This is a genomic window from Stenotrophomonas sp. FR024, assembly GCF_047500745.2.
GTDB classification, from domain to species: Bacteria; Pseudomonadota; Gammaproteobacteria; order Xanthomonadales; family Xanthomonadaceae; genus Stenotrophomonas; species Stenotrophomonas maltophilia_A.
Genome location: NZ_JAXAXM020000013.1, coordinates 142,065 through 156,234 on the forward strand (window position 1 = coordinate 142,065; position 14,170 = coordinate 156,234).

Consider the following 14,170-nt stretch of genomic DNA (forward strand, 5'->3'; position numbering starts at 1 on the left):
TTCGGCGCCGCCCCCTGATTCGCCGAGAAGCGCAGGGAACCGATGCGCAGCATCGGATCGCGCCCCGGCGGCGTGTTTCTTTGGTTACTTTCTTTGCACGAGCAAAGAAAGTGACACCCCTCCGCGGTCGCGGAAATGATCCCGGCACCACCCATGCGTGCGCGCACAAACAAAAACGCCCGGCGCGAGGCCAGGCGTTCCTGCGCTACCGTGGAAGTACGGAGGCTTACGCCACCGTCGACGCCCGCAGCGCGGCGATGCGCTCTTCCAGCGGCGGGTGGCTCATGAACAGCTTCTTCGCGGTCGAACCGGCAATACCGAACGCCGCGATCTGCGTCGGCAGCGTGCTCTGGCCGTGGTTGAGCTGCAGGCGCTCCAGCGCGGCGATCATCTTCTGGCGGCCGGCCAGCGAGGCACCGCCTGCGTCGGCGCGGAATTCGCGATGGCGCGAGAACCACATCGAGATCATGGTGGCGAACAGGCCGAACACCATCTCCAGCACGAACACGATGATGTAGTAGGCGAAGCCGCGGCCGCCGCCTTCGCGGTTGCCCGACAGTGCGCTGTCGATGATGCCGCCGACCACGCGGGCCAGTACGATGACGAACGTGTTCAACACGCCCTGCAGCAGGGCCATGGTGATCATGTCACCGTTGGCGACGTGGGCGATCTCGTGGCCCAGCACCGCTTCGGCCTCGTCTTCGCTCATGTTGTGCAGCAGGCCGGTGGACACCGCGACCAGCGCATTGTTGCGGTTGGCACCGGTGGCGAAGGCATTGATCTCCGGACCTTCATACACGGCCACTTCGGGCATGCCGATGCCGGCCGCCTTGGCCTGGCGCTCGACGGTAGCCAGCAGCCAGCGCTCGGTCTGGTTGCGCGGCTCGGTGATGACCACCGCACCGGTGGAGCGCTTGGCCATCCACTTGGACAGCAGCAGCGAGATGAAGGAGCCACCGAAACCGAAGATGCCGGCCATGATCAGCAGGCCGCTCATCTTGCTGGGGTCGGTTCCCAACAGCGACATCACGATGCTGGCCAGGATCAGCACGGCAAAGTTCGTGGCCAGGAAGAGGGCAATACGGGTGAACATGGGAAATTCCGGCTCGGAAGGGGGCGATATCGATCAATTTGCGGTGCGGTCAGCTTGAATTCAAGCGCCAACCTGACCGACGATTCAGCCAGCATGACCTCCCCCATTCCCTGCGGCCGTTTCGCCCCTTCGCCGACCGGCCTGCTCCACCCCGGATCCCTGCTCGCCGCCTTCGGCAGCTGGCTGCTCGCCCGCCATCACGGCGGCCTGTGGCGGCTGCGCGTCGAAGACGTCGACCCGCCGCGCACCGTGCCCGGTGCGGCGGAATCACAGCTGCAGGCGCTGGCCGCGTTCGGCCTGGTCCACGATGGCCCGGTACTCTGGCAGAGCACGCGCGGCGAGGCCTACCAGGCCGCGCTGGATGAACTGCTCGCCAGCGACCAGGCCTTTGTCTGCCACTGCAGCCGCAGCGACCTTGCCGCCGGCGGCGGCATCCATCATCGCTGCGTCGCCCGGCAACCACGACCGGACCCGGCCGTCCGCTTCCGCGTGCCGCCCGGCAGCCTTGTGCACTTCGACGATGGCCTGCGCGGCCCGCAGCAGCAGGACGTGCATGCCGAGGTCGGCGACTTCGTGCTGCGCCGCGCCGATGGCTGTTGGGCCTACCAGCTGGCGGTGGTGGTCGATGACGCCGCGCAGGGGGTGACCGAAGTGGTGCGCGGTGCCGACCTGCTCGACTCCACCGCACGGCAGATCCTGCTGCAGCAGGCGTTGGGCCTGGCGGTGCCGCGCTACTGGCACCTGCCGCTGCTGCTGGATACACCGGGCCACAAGCTGTCCAAGTCACTGGCGGCGCTGCCGGTGGATAGCGAACGCCCGCTGCCGGTGCTGCGCCAGCTCTGGCAGCTGCTCGGCCAAGCCCCTGAGGCGCTGGCGCAGGCACACGATCTGGACGCGCTGCTGGCCGCCGCTCGGCGGGCCTTCGACCCGGCGCGGTTGTCGCGTAGCGACATCCTGTTGCCGGCCGGCGCACTTTCCGCGCCGATGTTGCAGAATCACCCTTCCCCCACCTGATACCCGGACAGCACTCCATGACATCTCGCGTCGCACTGGTCACCGGCGGAACCGGCGGCATCGGTACCGCCATCTGCCAACGCCTGGCCGACCAGGGCCACCGGGTCGCCACCAACTACCGCGACGAGGCCAAGGCCCGCGCCTGGCAGCAGGCGATGACCGAACGCGGCTACAGCGTGTCGATCTTCCCGGGCGATGTCTCCGATCCGGACAGCGCCGAAGCGCTGGTGCGCGCCGTCGAGGCCGAACTGGGTCCGGTCGAGATCCTGGTCAACAACGCCGGCATCACCCGCGATACCACCTTCCACCGCATGCGCGCGGACCAGTGGCACGATGTGATCAACACCAATCTCAATTCGGTGTTCAACGTCACCCGTCCGGTCATCGAGGGCATGCGCCGCCGCGGCTGGGGCCGGGTCATCCAGATCAGCTCGATCAACGGCCTGAAGGGCCAGTACGGTCAGGCCAACTACGCGGCGGCCAAGGCCGGCATGCACGGCTTCACCATCTCGCTGGCCCGCGAGAACGCCGGCTTCGGCATCACCGTCAACACCATTTCGCCCGGCTACGTCGCTACCGACATGGTGATGGCGGTGCCGGAGGAGGTGCGTGCCAAGATCATCGCCGACATCCCCACCGGACGCCTGGGCAAGCCGGAGGAAATCGCCTACGGCGTCTCGTTCCTGGTCGCCGATGAAGCCTCGTGGATCACCGGTAGCAACCTGGACATCAACGGCGGCCACCATATGGGTTGGTAAGCCGCGCAGCGGGCCATCGCGGCGAACGCCGCCGGCCCCTGCCAAGAGTCATGCTGCGCAGCACGCAAACCCTTGTTGCGCAACATGATCGCCGCCGAAAGCCAAGCCTGGCGGGGGCTGAGGCGGTTGCAACGGCTGCTGCACTGCGCCATGCTGCGCGTCTACTGTGACGAGTACCGCTTCATGGCTGCGACCCGCATCATCAAGAAGTATCCGAACCGCCGTCTCTACGACACCGAGATCTCCAGCTACATCACCATCGAGGACGTGCGCCAGCTGATCCTGGACGGTGAAGACTTCGAAGTCCGCGACGCCAAGAGCGGCGACGACCTCACGCGATCGGTCCTGCTGCAGATCATCGCCGACCAGGAACAGGACGGCGAACCGATGCTGTCCACCCAGCTGCTGAGCCAGCTGATCCGCTTCTACGGCGATTCCCTGCAGGGCTTCATGGGCAACTACCTGGAGCGCAGCATGCAGGTCTTCCTCGACCAGCAGCAGCAGTTCCGCCAGCAGATGGGCAACCTGCTGGGGCAGACCCCGTGGGCGATGATGAACCAGCTGACCGAGCGCAACCTGGAGCTGTGGCAGGAATTCCAGCGCAACATGGGCACCGGCTTCGGTGGCCCGCGTCCGGGCGGCACCGGAACCGGAACCGGAACCGGCGCAGGTACCGGCAACAAGCCGAACGAACCGGGCACCGGCACCGGCGGCAAGACCCGCCGCTGAGCTGCAGCATCGGCTGATACGAAAACGGCGCGCCCCTGGCGCGCCGTTTTGTTTGGCATCGCGCCAACGATACGTCAGCGTTTCGCCTTGCACCCCGTGCATACGCGCTCGACCTTGTAACCCTTCGCCTTCAGCTTCTCGACCACGCCGTCGTTGCCCAGCAGGTGCAGCGTGCCCACCACCACCAGCGTACCGCCCTGCCCTGCCTGCAGGTACGGCAGCAGCTTCGGCACCCAGGCGTCATTGCGGCCGGTATTGATGCGCTGATACAGCTGCGGATACTGCTGGCGCATTTCCGCCGCCATCCGGGTCCACAGCACGCGCTCGTCACCGCGGCGCCAGGCGTCGTGCAGCTGGCGTGCCTGCTCGTCGGCCTTGCCGGCCTGGTCCAGCGCTTCGGCCAGCATCTGCCGCTGTTCCTGCAGCGTCATTCCGTCGAGCATGCCGATCTGGGTGTCGATGTCTTCCAGTCCCGCAGTCTTGCGCCCGGTCTTCTGCGCACGCTCCATGAAGTGACGGTCCAGGCCCAGTGCCGGGTCCAGGCCCAGCTTCTGCATCTGCCCGACCGAAATGCTCAGGCCGACAAACCACGGCTTCATCCCCTGCATCTGCGCCAGCGGCAGCTTGTTTTCGGTGGCGAACACCTGCAGCTTCTGCCAGGTCGCAGCATCCAGATCGCGCTTGAGCTCGCTGCCATCGGTGCGCACCGCCGCCTGCACCATGCGGCTGGCCAACTGTGGCGACTGCATGTCTTCCGGCGACAGTTCGAACACGACCCGCTGCGAAGCCTCGAACGCCTGTTCGACATCGGGCGACAACGGGTAGTCCTGCGGCTTCAGCAGGTGGAAGGAACCGAGCAGGTAGAGGCGCGAATCGCCCGGACCGGTCACTTTCCACAGCAACGGCACCGGCGGCTTGGCCGCCGCTGCGCCAGTGGTATCGGCTTGCACGGTACGCGCTGCAACCAGCGGTGCCAGCGCACAGGCCGCCAACAGAACGGTGGCACGCAACAGGGATCTGATCGGCATATCAGCCTTCTCCTTCAGGCAGGTGGTACGCCTTCTCGCCCGCTTCCACACGCAGGTCCAACCGGTTTTCCGGTGGCGCCAACGGGCAGGTCGCGTAAGCGGTGAACGCACACGGTGGGTTGTAGGCATGGTTGAAATCGATGCGCACGGTGCCATCGGCAGCGGGGGCATCGGTATCCAGATAGCGACCGGCCGGATAGCTGCCACGGCCACTGGTGCGATCGGCAAAGATCAGGAACAGCGGCTGCCCCGGCGCACCGATCGCCTCCAGCCGCCAGCTGCGGCCATCGCGCTGGAACTCGACCGCGCCGGCATTGGGCATTTCGGTGGTCAGGCCGGTGATGTCGACGATGGGCAGGGTCTTGCCCGGCGGGTGCGCGATGAAGCGCGCCTGCACCTGCCAGTCCGGGCCGCCCGGCCAGTACTCCAGCCCACCGAAATCGCGACGTGCCGGCGCATCGGCGTGCTTGACCCGCAGCGCATCGCGCGGACCGCGGCGGATGATGCTGAGCTGGCCTTTGCCGCCATCGAAAGCCAGCAGCGTCGGCTGCGCATCCTTGTCGGTGTCGATGCGGATGCGGCCGCGCACCGGCTGGCCATCATGGCTGACATCCACACCGGCTTCGGGCGTAAACCACCATTGGCTGCCTTCACGGCGCAGCAGGCCCAGCTTGTCCGGCCCAACCGCCAGGCGGATGCCATTGGTCGCGCCGCTGCCGACGAAGTGGGATTTGTTCTGCAGCCAGTGCAGGCCGACCAGCGCGGTCCAGCCATCGGGCCGGGTCAGGTCCTGATAGCGTGCCACCCGCCACTGCTGCTGCTCGGCGGCATAGGACGGATCCTCCGCGGCCGAGGCCGGTGCCGGCGGCGTTGCCGGGCTGCAGGCGGCCAACACCAAAGCGGCCAGCAGGCCGCCCATTCCCCGATAACGCATCGATGCTCCCCTCAACGTCCGCGCAGGAACCAGCGGTCGATCTCCGCCAGCGAAAAACGGGCCCAGGTCGGTCGGCCGTGGTTGCACTGGCCGGACCGCTCGGTGATTTCCATGTCGCGCAGCAGCGCGTTCATTTCCGGCACGGTCAGGCGCCGGTTGGCGCGCACCGCCCCATGGCAGGCCATGGTCGACAGCAGTTCGTCACGTGCACTGGCCACGCGCCGGCTCTGGCCGTGTTCGCGCAGGTCGGTCAGCACGTCGCGCAGCAGGCCTTCCGGTTCGGCATGCGCCAGAAGCGCCGGAATACTGCGCACGTGCAGCGCACCGGGACCGGCACGGGTCACTTCGAAGCCCAGTGCGGCCAGGGTTTCACTTTCATTCTCGGCGGTGTCGGCTTCGCGCTCGCCCACCGCCAGCGTGATCGGCACCAGCAACGGTTGCGACTGCAGGCCGATGCCATCGTGCGCGTTCTTCAGCCGCTCGTAACCGATGCGTTCGTGTGCCGCGTGCATGTCGACCACGATCAGGCCTTCGGCGTTCTCGGCCAGGATGTAGATGCCATGCAGCTGCGCGATCGCGTAGCCCAGCGGTGGCACGCCAGCGTCGGCACTGGTGACCGGCAGCCCGTTCTCGGTCGGCATCGGCGGCAGCGCAGCACCGCGTTCGGCGCCGGCCGGTGCGGCATACAGCGCGGCATAGGCCGCCGGTGCATCGGCCACCTGCAATCCCAGCGGTTGCTGCGGGCGCCAACCCGAGAATCCACCACCGCCACCACTCGAACCGGCACCCGGTGCGGCACCGCGTACCAGACCGAAACCGGAGGCACCCGCACTGGAGACCATCGGTGCCGCGCCTGCATCTACCGGATGCGCGGAGCCGGCGCCGATGTCCTGCACCGACATGCCGGCGCGGGTATCGGCCAGCGCATCCTTCAGCGTGCGGTAGACAAAATCATGCACCAGCCGCGAGTCGCGGAAGCGCACCTCGTGCTTGGCCGGGTGCACGTTGACGTCGACGCGGGTCGGGTCAAGCTCCAGGAACAGCACGTAGGCCGGTTGGCGGCCGTGATACAGCACGTCGCCATAGGCCATCTTCACCGCATGGGCGACGCTGCGGTCGCGCACCGAGCGGCCGTTGACGTACAGGTACTGCTGGTCGGCGCTGGCGCGCGAATAATGCGGCTGCGCAATCCAGCCGTGCAGGCGCAGGCCGGCACCGCTGTGGTCGACGCGAACGGCCTGGTTGGCGAAATCCTCGCCCAGCGTTTCGGCCAATCGCGCATCGGAATACAGATCGCCCGGCTTGTAGCGACGCGAGGCCTTGCCGTTGTGCGAGACGCGCAGTTCGACATCCGGCCGCGCCAGCGCCAGCGAACGCAGCCATTCTTCGATATGGCCCAGCTCGGTGCGCTCGGCGCGCAGGAACTTGCGCCGCGCCGGTACGTTGTAGAACAGCTCGCGCACTTCCACCGTGGTGCCCGGCGCATGCGCGCGCGGCGTCACTTCGCCGATCTTGCCGCCTTCGATCTGCAGCGCCGAACCGTGTTCGTCATGTGCACGACGCGAGGACAGGGTGAAGCGGCTGACCGAGGCGATCGATGGCAGCGCTTCACCCCGGAAACCTAGCGTGGCCACCGATTCAAGATCGTCCAGATCGGCGATCTTGCTGGTGGCGTGGCGCGATACCGCCAGCGGCAGCTGTTCCGGCGCGATGCCACTGCCGTTGTCGCGGATGCGGATCAGGCGGACACCGCCCTCCTCAAGATCGATATCAACGCGGCTGGCGCCGGCATCGATCGCGTTCTCGACCAGCTCCTTGACCACCGACGCGGGACGTTCGACCACTTCGCCAGCGGCGATCTGGTTGATGAGGATCTCCGGCAACGGCCGGATCGGGCGCGGATGGGTAGCAGACGTCATGCGGGGATGATAACGGAGCGGCCGAGGGTAGAGTCGAGCCATGCTCGACTGACGGGCTACCGGGAAGGCCCAGTCGAGCGCCGCTCGACTCTACAGAAAGCAGTAACCCGCCTTCGGCGGGTTACTTGCTGCCGCCGGCCATGGTGCCGGCGGCGTCGATCTCGGCCTGGGCCCGGGCGGCATACAACGTGCCCGGCGGCGGCTGACGGCTGAAGAACGTGTGCACGCCGTCCAGCACCGCACCGGCGATCTTGCGCTGGTAGGCCGGGTCGATCAGGCGGCGCTCTTCATCCGGATTGGAGATGAACGCGGTTTCCACCAGCATCGCCGGCATGTCCGAAGTACGCAGCACCGCGAAGTTGGCGCGCTCGATGTTCGGCTTGTGGTTGTTGCCGATCCGCTTCAGGCCGCCCAGCACATGGCCGGCCGCGTCCTCGGACGCCTTCATGTAGCCGCTCTGGGCCAGATCCAGCAGCACGTTGGCGAGCGTGCCTTCGGTCTGCTGCAGGCGCACGCCACCGACCAGGTCGGCCGCGTTTTCCTTGTCCGCCAGCCAGCGGGCGCGCTGCGAAGAGGCTCCCTTGGTCGACAGCACGTACACCGACGAGCCCGTGGCCGAACGGTTTTCCGCCGCGTCGGCATGGATCGAAATGAAGATGTCGGCCTTGTTCGCACGCGCCTTCTGCGCGCGCATCGGCAGCGGAATGAACACGTCGCTGTCGCGGGTCAGGTAGGCCTTCAGGCCCGGCGTCGCGTTGACCTGGCGGGCCAGCTCACGCGCTACGGCCAGGGTCACATCCTTCTCGCGCTTGCCGGTCGGGCCGATCGCACCGGGGTCCTGGCCGCCGTGGCCCGGATCGATGGCCACCACCAGGTGGCGCATGCCAGCCTGCATGCGGATGCGCGAGGCATCGCTGGGCATGGCCGGACGCGGTGGCACCACCGTGGTTGGAACCGGTGCAGGCGCTGTGGCCGGCGGCGTGGTTACCACGGCGGCGGTACGCTGGCCGGCAAGGATCGCAGCCGGCGATGCGGACGGCGTGCTGCTGGCAGCCGTGCCCGCTGCCGCGACCTGGGCCGGTGCAGTGGACGGGGCCGGGGTCGGAGTGGCCGGTGTGGCAGCCGCGGCGCTGGCCTGCTGCTGTACCTGCGCGGTCAACAGCGCGGTGGCGCGCGCGGCGTCGTTGCGCGACTGCGCGCTCTCGGCCGGCGTCGGTGCGGGCGTGTTGACCGGTGCCTGCGGCTGCACCGCCGGCGTCGCTGGCGGGCGGCTGGCGGCCACGGCCGGGCCATCGCCCGGCCATTCGATCACCAGCTTGGATTCATTGCCTTCGCGCTGCATCTGTGGGCGGAACGGCGCCACGGATTCAGCGAGGTCGAAAACGACACGGAAGGTACCCGGCACCGGCTGTCCAGTGCGCACGGCCGTGACCACGCCCTGTGCAGCCGGCATCTTCAGGTTGCGTATGGCGCTGGAGTCCGGGAAATCGACCACCAGGCGGTTCGGTCCGGCCAGCGACAAGGTCTTGTAACCGCCGCTGCCGACCAGCGAGATCTCGGCACGGGTGCCGGTGGCGCCGGTATTCAGCAGGACCTGACGGACCTCACCGGCCCACGCACTGACGCTCGCCAGACTCAGTCCGACGGCGGCACAGATGGCAATGAGACGGTTCCCCGGGCGCATGGCTCAGGATTCAATCACCGCGCTGAACGGAATGCAACACCTTTTTCCTTAATAATCCGTAACCTGCCGGTGTTTGTTCTCGTCAGCCGACAGAAATGGCCTGCAAGTCGCCCCCTTGGGGGAGCCGTTCCAGCCATTCATGTCCGACGTCGCTGGCTCCAGTGAGACGGACGCGACGCCCCTGCCCCTCGATCTCCAGCGCCACCACCAGGTCGGTCGGCGGCAGCGCGCCAGCGCCGCGTTCCGGCCATTCCACCAGCCACAACACCGCGCTGCCCTCGTCCAGCCCGAGAAAATCGAGCTCGCCGGCCTGGCCGATCCGGTACAGATCCAGATGCCAGGCCTCGCCACCGCTGGCCAGCGGATAGCGCTCGACCAGGGTGTAGGTCGGGCTGCGGATCGCCCCCTGCACGCCCAGTGCGCGCAGCAGTGCGCGGGCGGTGGTGGATTTGCCGGCGCCCAGGTCGCCGCGCAGTTCGACCAGCGCCTGCGGCGGTCGGGTGGCGGCCAGCCACTGCCCGAGCAGTTCAGTGGCATCGCTGTCGGCAAGGAAGAAATCGATCATCGGGAAAGTTCCGGGTTGGCCAGTCGCCGCAGCGGCGACAGCAGATCAGTTGGAAGCAGGCCGCGCCCGCCGTCGGCGGCAGCGACGTCGCCGGCAAGCGCATGCAGCAGCGCACCAGCGGCGGCGGCATCGAAGGCGGCCAGGCCTTGCCCACGCAGGCTGGCGATGATGCCTGTCAGCAGGTCTCCCATGCCACCCACGGCCATGCCGGGATTGCCAGCCGCGATCAGTCGTGGCCGCTGCCCCGGCGCTGCGACGATGCTGCCGGCGCCCTTCAGCACCACCACGGCGTGGAAGCGCTCGGCCAGTGCCTGTGCGCAGGTGAAGCGATCGGCCTGGATGTCAGACGTGCTGCAACCCAGCAGGCGCGCGGCCTCGCCCGGGTGTGGTGTAAGGATGGCGTCGGGCAGCGCGCGCGGGTCCTGCGCCAGCAGGTTCAGTGCATCGGCATCGACCACCAGTGGCCTGGCGCTGGCCAGCACCCGCGCAAACAGTGCGCGCGCCCATTCGTCCTGGCCCAGACCGGGGCCGATCGCCACCACCCTGGCCTTGTCCAGCAGTGCCGGCAGCGCGTCACCATCTTCCAGTGCATGGGTCATGGCTTCGGGCAGCCGCGCCAGCAACGGGCCAACGTGGTCGCGGCGGGTGCCCAGGCTCAGCAATCCAGCACCCGCGCGCAACGCCGCTTCAGCCGCCATGGCGATGGCGCCGCCGCTGCCATGGTTGCCGCCGACGCACAGCACGTGCCCGGATTCGCCCTTGTGGGTATTGGTGCGGCGCGGCGGCAGCAGGGCTGGCAGGCGCACCTGCGTCCAGAGCTGCGCAGCGGGTGACACGCCCTGCCATGCGGCCGTGGGTAGCTGCAGCGGCGCCAGCGCCTTCCGCCCGCAATGGTCCAGCGCATCGCCGGTGTACAGCCCGCGATGCGGCACGATGAACTGCACGGTCAGCGCCGCCCTCACCGCCTCGCCCGGTACGGCGCCGCGGTCGGCATCCACGCCACTGGGGACGTCCAGCGCCAGAACCGGTGCCGCCTGCGCGTTGAGCGCGGCAATCAGCGTCTGCGCCACGCCCTCCGGCACGCGATCGAAGCCCAGCCCGAACAGGGCATCGACCCAGATATCGGCCTCGGGAAGCGCGCCGTCGAAATAGGTGAGGGTGCCGCCGTCGTATGTGAATTCCGATGCTGCACGCTGTGCCAGCGCGGTTGACGGTGGCTTCCCCGGCAAGGCGATCACCGTCACCTCACGTCCGGCCTGCAGCGCATGGCGAGCCAGCACATGGCCGTCGCCGCCGTTGTTGCCCGCACCAACCACCACGCCGATCCGCTGCGCCTGCGGCCAATGCTGCAGCAGGCACTGCCAGGCGGCCTGGCCGGCCTGTGCCATCAGGCCCCAACCGCCCTCGGCGGCCAGCGCCGAGGCCTGCGCATCAAGCGCACGCGCGGCAGCGGAATCGAACAGATCGGCAAGGTTGGCCATGCGGGGATTTTATACTGGTGCACATGTCCCCCGTCCCCGCCCCTGTCGATCCGGCCCAGGCCGTACAGCGCATCCGCGAACTCGCCCGTGCGCATGGCTTCCAGCGCTGTGGCATCGCCGGCATCGAGCTGGGCGAGGATGAAGCGCACCTGGCCGACTGGCTGGGCCAGGGCCTGTACGGCACGATGGACTGGATGGCGCGCCACGGCACCCTGCGCGCGCGCCCGGCCGAACTGCTGCCCGGCACCGTGCGGGTGATCTCGGTAGGCATGGACTACAGCCACAAGGACGACACCGAAGCCTGGGCAACCCTGGCCGACCCGGGCCGCGCCTACGTGGCCCGTTACGCTTTGGGCCGCGACTACCACAAGCTGATGCGCAACCGCCTGCAGAAGCTGGCCACGCAGATCAACGATGAAGTGGCACCGCTGGGCTACCGCGTGTTCGTCGATTCGGCGCCCGTGCTGGAACGCGCACTGGCGCGCAATGCCGGCCTGGGCTGGATCGGCAAGCACACCTGCCTGATCGACCGCCATGGCGGCTCCTGGTTCTTCATCGGCGAGATCTACATCGATATCCCGCTGCCGATCGATGCACCGGCCACGGCACACTGCGGCACCTGCACGCGCTGCATCGATGTCTGCCCGACCCAGGCTATCACCGGCCCGCAGCGGCTGGACGCGCGGCGCTGTATTTCCTACCTGACCATCGAGCACGACGGTGCCATCCCCGAAGACATGCGGCCGTTGATCGGCAACCGCATCTACGGCTGTGACGACTGCCAGCTGGTCTGCCCCTGGAACAAGTTCGCCAAGCGTACCGACGAAGCCGATTTCCGCGCGCGCAACAACCTCGACACTGCCCGTCTGGACCAGCTGTTTGCCTGGGACGAAGCTGAATTCCTGCGCCGTACCGAAGGCAGCCCGATCCGGCGCAGCGGCCATGAACGCTGGCTGCGCAACATCGCCGTGGCACTGGGCAATGCACCGTCCTCGGCCGAAGCGTTGGCCGCGTTGCATACCCGCGTCGATGATCCCTCGCCGCTGGTGCGTGAACACGTGCAGTGGGCGCTGGGCCAGCACACGGTGCGCTGACGTGCGATCCTGAGCCCCCGTTCCGCCCGCAGCACGCCGTTCCCATGCAGCCACGCAACAACGACATCTTCACCCCCAGCCAGCTCAACACCCTGGCGCGCGACCTGCTGGAAGGCAGCTTCCCGGCGATCTGGGTCGAGGCCGAACTGGGCAGCGTGGCGCGTCCTGCCTCCGGGCATCTGTATTTCACCCTGAAGGACGCGCGTGCGCAGCTGCGCGCGGCAATGTTCCGGATGAAGGCGCAGTACCTGAAGTTCGTGCCGCGCGAAGGCATGCGCGTGCTGGTGCGCGGCAAGGTGACCCTGTACGACGCCCGTGGCGAGTACCAGATGGTGCTGGACCACATGGAGGAAGCCGGCGAAGGCGCACTGCGCCGCGCCTTCGAGGAGCTGAAGGCACGCCTGGAGGCCGAGGGCCTGTTCGACCCCGCACGCAAGCGGCCGCTGCCGGCGCACGTGCAGCGCCTGGCAGTGATCACCTCGCCCACCGGTGCCGCCGTACGCGACGTGCTGAGCGTGCTCGGCCGCCGCTTCCCACTGCTGGAAGTGGACCTGCTGCCGACCCTGGTCCAGGGCAGCAGTGCCGCCGCGCAGATCACCCGCCTGCTGCAGGCCGCCGACGCCAGTGGCCGCTACGACGTGATCCTGCTGACCCGCGGCGGCGGCTCGCTGGAAGACCTGTGGGCCTTCAACGATGAAGCCCTTGCCCGAGCGATCGCCGCCAGCCGCACCCCGGTGGTGTCGGCGGTGGGACACGAAACCGACTTCAGCCTCAGCGATTTTGCCGCCGACCTGCGCGCACCGACGCCGTCGGTGGCGGCCGAGCTGCTGGTACCCGACCAGCGCGAACTGGCCCTGCGCCTGCGCCGCACGGCGGCGCGCATGGTGCAGCTGCAACGGCATGCAATGCAGCAGGCGATGCAGCGCGCCGATCGTGCCCTGCTGCGCCTGAACGCACAGAGCCCGCAGGCGCGGCTGGACCTGCTGCGCCGCCGCCAACTGGATCTGGGTCGGCGCCTGCATGCCGCCTTCAACCAGCAGCAGGAACGCCGTGCCGCGCGCCTGCGCCATGCGGCGGCGGTGCTACGCGGGCACCATCCGCAGCGCCAGCTCGATGCGATGCAGCGCCGTCTGGCTGCCCTGCGCGGGCGCCCGCAGATTGCGATGCAGCGTCTGCTGGAACGCGATGCACTGCGCCTGCGCGGGCTGGCGCGTTCGCTGGAAGCGGTCAGCCCGCTGGCGACTGTGGCACGTGGCTACAGCATCCTGACCCGCAGCGATGATGGTGCCCTGGTGCGGCACGTCGACCAGGTGCAGCCTGGTGACGCCCTGCAGGCCCGTGTTGGCGACGGCGTGATCGAGGTGCAGGTCAAGTAAAGGGGTGTTCGGCAGGGCTGCGCCCTGCACCTGCAGAAGCGTTCAAGCAACAGCAACAGCCGAAGCAACAGCCAAAGCTTGTACTCCGTGGGATGGCGGGGCGGTGTGGCTGTGCAGGACACGCCGTAAACCCATCCATGGGGGCTCGATGGCGCCATCCATGGCGCCAACGGTCCTGCACAACCACACCGCCCCGCCTCTGACAGATTCCGGTGGCTGTTGGTAGTTGTCGACCTTGGTCAACACGGTAGATCCACGCATGCGTGGATGAATCTCCATCGGAATCGAATATTTCGAATCGAGATCGAAGAGCATCCACGCATGGCGTGGATCTACTGCAGGTCGCGAGAATCTGTCGAAGGCGGGGCGGGTCCGGTTGCGGGAGTGTCCGCGGCATGGATGCCGCGGCCAAGCCCCCATGGTGAAGTGACCCCCGGGAGTTGGACACCAGATCCAACCCCGAGGGATACATGAACAAATACGACGCGCGTTTCA

The 14,170-nt window shown here is 68.0% G+C and carries 12 protein-coding genes; 5 read left to right on the forward strand and 7 right to left on the reverse strand.

The genetic code is table 11. The features are described 5' to 3' along the window. Nucleotides 1–226: 226 nt before the first annotated feature. On the reverse strand, nt 227–1,093 hold the full coding sequence (htpX, locus tag ACMZ91_RS15260) for a protease HtpX (protein WP_049457138.1): 867 nt from the start codon (nt 1,091–1,093) through the stop codon (nt 227–229). Between the two features lie 93 nt (nt 1,094–1,186). Here htpX and gluQRS point away from each other — a divergent pair, with 93 nt between their 5' ends. The 3 genes from gluQRS (at nt 1,187) to phaR (ending at nt 3,594) form a co-directional block, all read left to right on the forward strand. After that, entirely contained in the window at nt 1,187–2,107 is a 921-nt protein-coding gene (gluQRS, locus tag ACMZ91_RS15265; protein ID WP_277779460.1) for a tRNA glutamyl-Q(34) synthetase GluQRS, read from the forward strand. A 17-nt stretch (nt 2,108–2,124) separates the two neighbouring features. After that, the gene (gene phbB, locus ACMZ91_RS15270) at nt 2,125–2,865 is read left to right on the forward strand and encodes an acetoacetyl-CoA reductase (RefSeq protein WP_049423910.1); all 741 of its coding nucleotides are present in this window, start codon (nt 2,125–2,127) and stop codon (nt 2,863–2,865) included. A 183-nt stretch (nt 2,866–3,048) separates the two neighbouring features. Then, the gene (gene phaR, locus ACMZ91_RS15275) at nt 3,049–3,594 is read left to right on the forward strand and encodes a polyhydroxyalkanoate synthesis repressor PhaR (RefSeq protein ID WP_279913071.1); all 546 of its coding nucleotides are present in this window, start codon (nt 3,049–3,051) and stop codon (nt 3,592–3,594) included. A gap of 74 nt (nt 3,595–3,668) precedes the next feature. Here phaR and ACMZ91_RS15280 read toward each other — a convergent pair whose 3' ends face one another. From ACMZ91_RS15280 to ACMZ91_RS15305, 6 genes are all read right to left on the reverse strand, one after another. Then, nucleotides 3,669–4,622 carry a TraB/GumN family protein gene (locus ACMZ91_RS15280; RefSeq protein WP_107431260.1) on the reverse strand — a complete coding sequence of 318 codons (954 nt, stop codon included), beginning with the start codon at nt 4,620–4,622 and terminating at the stop codon, nt 3,669–3,671. Nucleotide 4,623: 1 nt separating this feature from the next. After that, the gene (locus ACMZ91_RS15285; RefSeq protein WP_049401240.1) at nt 4,624–5,556 is read right to left on the reverse strand and encodes a DUF1684 domain-containing protein; all 933 of its coding nucleotides are present in this window, start codon (nt 5,554–5,556) and stop codon (nt 4,624–4,626) included. Between the two features lie 11 nt (nt 5,557–5,567). After that, nucleotides 5,568–7,475 carry a DNA mismatch repair endonuclease MutL gene (mutL, locus tag ACMZ91_RS15290; protein ID WP_032130257.1) on the reverse strand — a complete coding sequence of 636 codons (1,908 nt, stop codon included), beginning with the start codon at nt 7,473–7,475 and terminating at the stop codon, nt 5,568–5,570. A gap of 121 nt (nt 7,476–7,596) precedes the next feature. After that, complete coding sequence (locus ACMZ91_RS15295) at nt 7,597–9,159, reverse strand: N-acetylmuramoyl-L-alanine amidase (RefSeq protein WP_032130507.1); 1,563 nt, start codon at nt 9,157–9,159, stop codon at nt 7,597–7,599. Between the two features lie 82 nt (nt 9,160–9,241). Then, the gene (gene tsaE, locus ACMZ91_RS15300) at nt 9,242–9,724 is read right to left on the reverse strand and encodes a tRNA (adenosine(37)-N6)-threonylcarbamoyltransferase complex ATPase subunit type 1 TsaE (protein ID WP_032130506.1); all 483 of its coding nucleotides are present in this window, start codon (nt 9,722–9,724) and stop codon (nt 9,242–9,244) included. Continuing rightward, a complete protein-coding gene (locus ACMZ91_RS15305) occupies nt 9,721–11,205 on the reverse strand; it encodes an NAD(P)H-hydrate dehydratase (protein WP_414578179.1) in 1,485 nt (494 codons plus the stop codon). Before ACMZ91_RS15305 ends, tsaE begins: the two co-directional genes overlap by 4 nt. 23 nt (nt 11,206–11,228) lie before the next feature. Between ACMZ91_RS15305 and queG the strand changes: the two genes are divergently transcribed. After that, complete coding sequence (queG, locus tag ACMZ91_RS15310) at nt 11,229–12,299, forward strand: tRNA epoxyqueuosine(34) reductase QueG (RefSeq protein ID WP_126927479.1); 1,071 nt, start codon at nt 11,229–11,231, stop codon at nt 12,297–12,299. 44 nt (nt 12,300–12,343) lie between these two features. Beyond that, complete coding sequence (xseA, locus tag ACMZ91_RS15315) at nt 12,344–13,675, forward strand: exodeoxyribonuclease VII large subunit (protein ID WP_414578181.1); 1,332 nt, start codon at nt 12,344–12,346, stop codon at nt 13,673–13,675. The last annotated feature ends 495 nt before the right edge of the window (nt 13,676–14,170 follow it).

What these genes read in the sequence shown, in the direction of transcription:
- queG (WP_126927479.1), top strand. Translation starts at nt 11,229, where the DNA reads ATGTCCCCCGTCCCCGCCCCTGTCGATCCGGCCCAGGCCGTACAGCGC.
- ACMZ91_RS15285 (WP_049401240.1), bottom strand. Translation starts at nt 5,556, where the DNA reads ATGCGTTATCGGGGAATGGGCGGCCTGCTGGCCGCTTTGGTGTTGGCC.
- tsaE (WP_032130506.1), bottom strand. Translation starts at nt 9,724, where the DNA reads ATGATCGATTTCTTCCTTGCCGACAGCGATGCCACTGAACTGCTCGGG.
- ACMZ91_RS15295 (WP_032130507.1), bottom strand. Translation starts at nt 9,159, where the DNA reads ATGCGCCCGGGGAACCGTCTCATTGCCATCTGTGCCGCCGTCGGACTG.
- xseA (WP_414578181.1), top strand. Translation starts at nt 12,344, where the DNA reads ATGCAGCCACGCAACAACGACATCTTCACCCCCAGCCAGCTCAACACC.
- ACMZ91_RS15280 (WP_107431260.1), bottom strand. Translation starts at nt 4,622, where the DNA reads ATGCCGATCAGATCCCTGTTGCGTGCCACCGTTCTGTTGGCGGCCTGT.
- gluQRS (WP_277779460.1), top strand. Translation starts at nt 1,187, where the DNA reads ATGACCTCCCCCATTCCCTGCGGCCGTTTCGCCCCTTCGCCGACCGGC.
- htpX (WP_049457138.1), bottom strand. Translation starts at nt 1,093, where the DNA reads ATGTTCACCCGTATTGCCCTCTTCCTGGCCACGAACTTTGCCGTGCTG.
- phaR (WP_279913071.1), top strand. Translation starts at nt 3,049, where the DNA reads ATGGCTGCGACCCGCATCATCAAGAAGTATCCGAACCGCCGTCTCTAC.
- mutL (WP_032130257.1), bottom strand. Translation starts at nt 7,475, where the DNA reads ATGACGTCTGCTACCCATCCGCGCCCGATCCGGCCGTTGCCGGAGATC.
- ACMZ91_RS15305 (WP_414578179.1), bottom strand. Translation starts at nt 11,205, where the DNA reads ATGGCCAACCTTGCCGATCTGTTCGATTCCGCTGCCGCGCGTGCGCTT.
- phbB (WP_049423910.1), top strand. Translation starts at nt 2,125, where the DNA reads ATGACATCTCGCGTCGCACTGGTCACCGGCGGAACCGGCGGCATCGGT.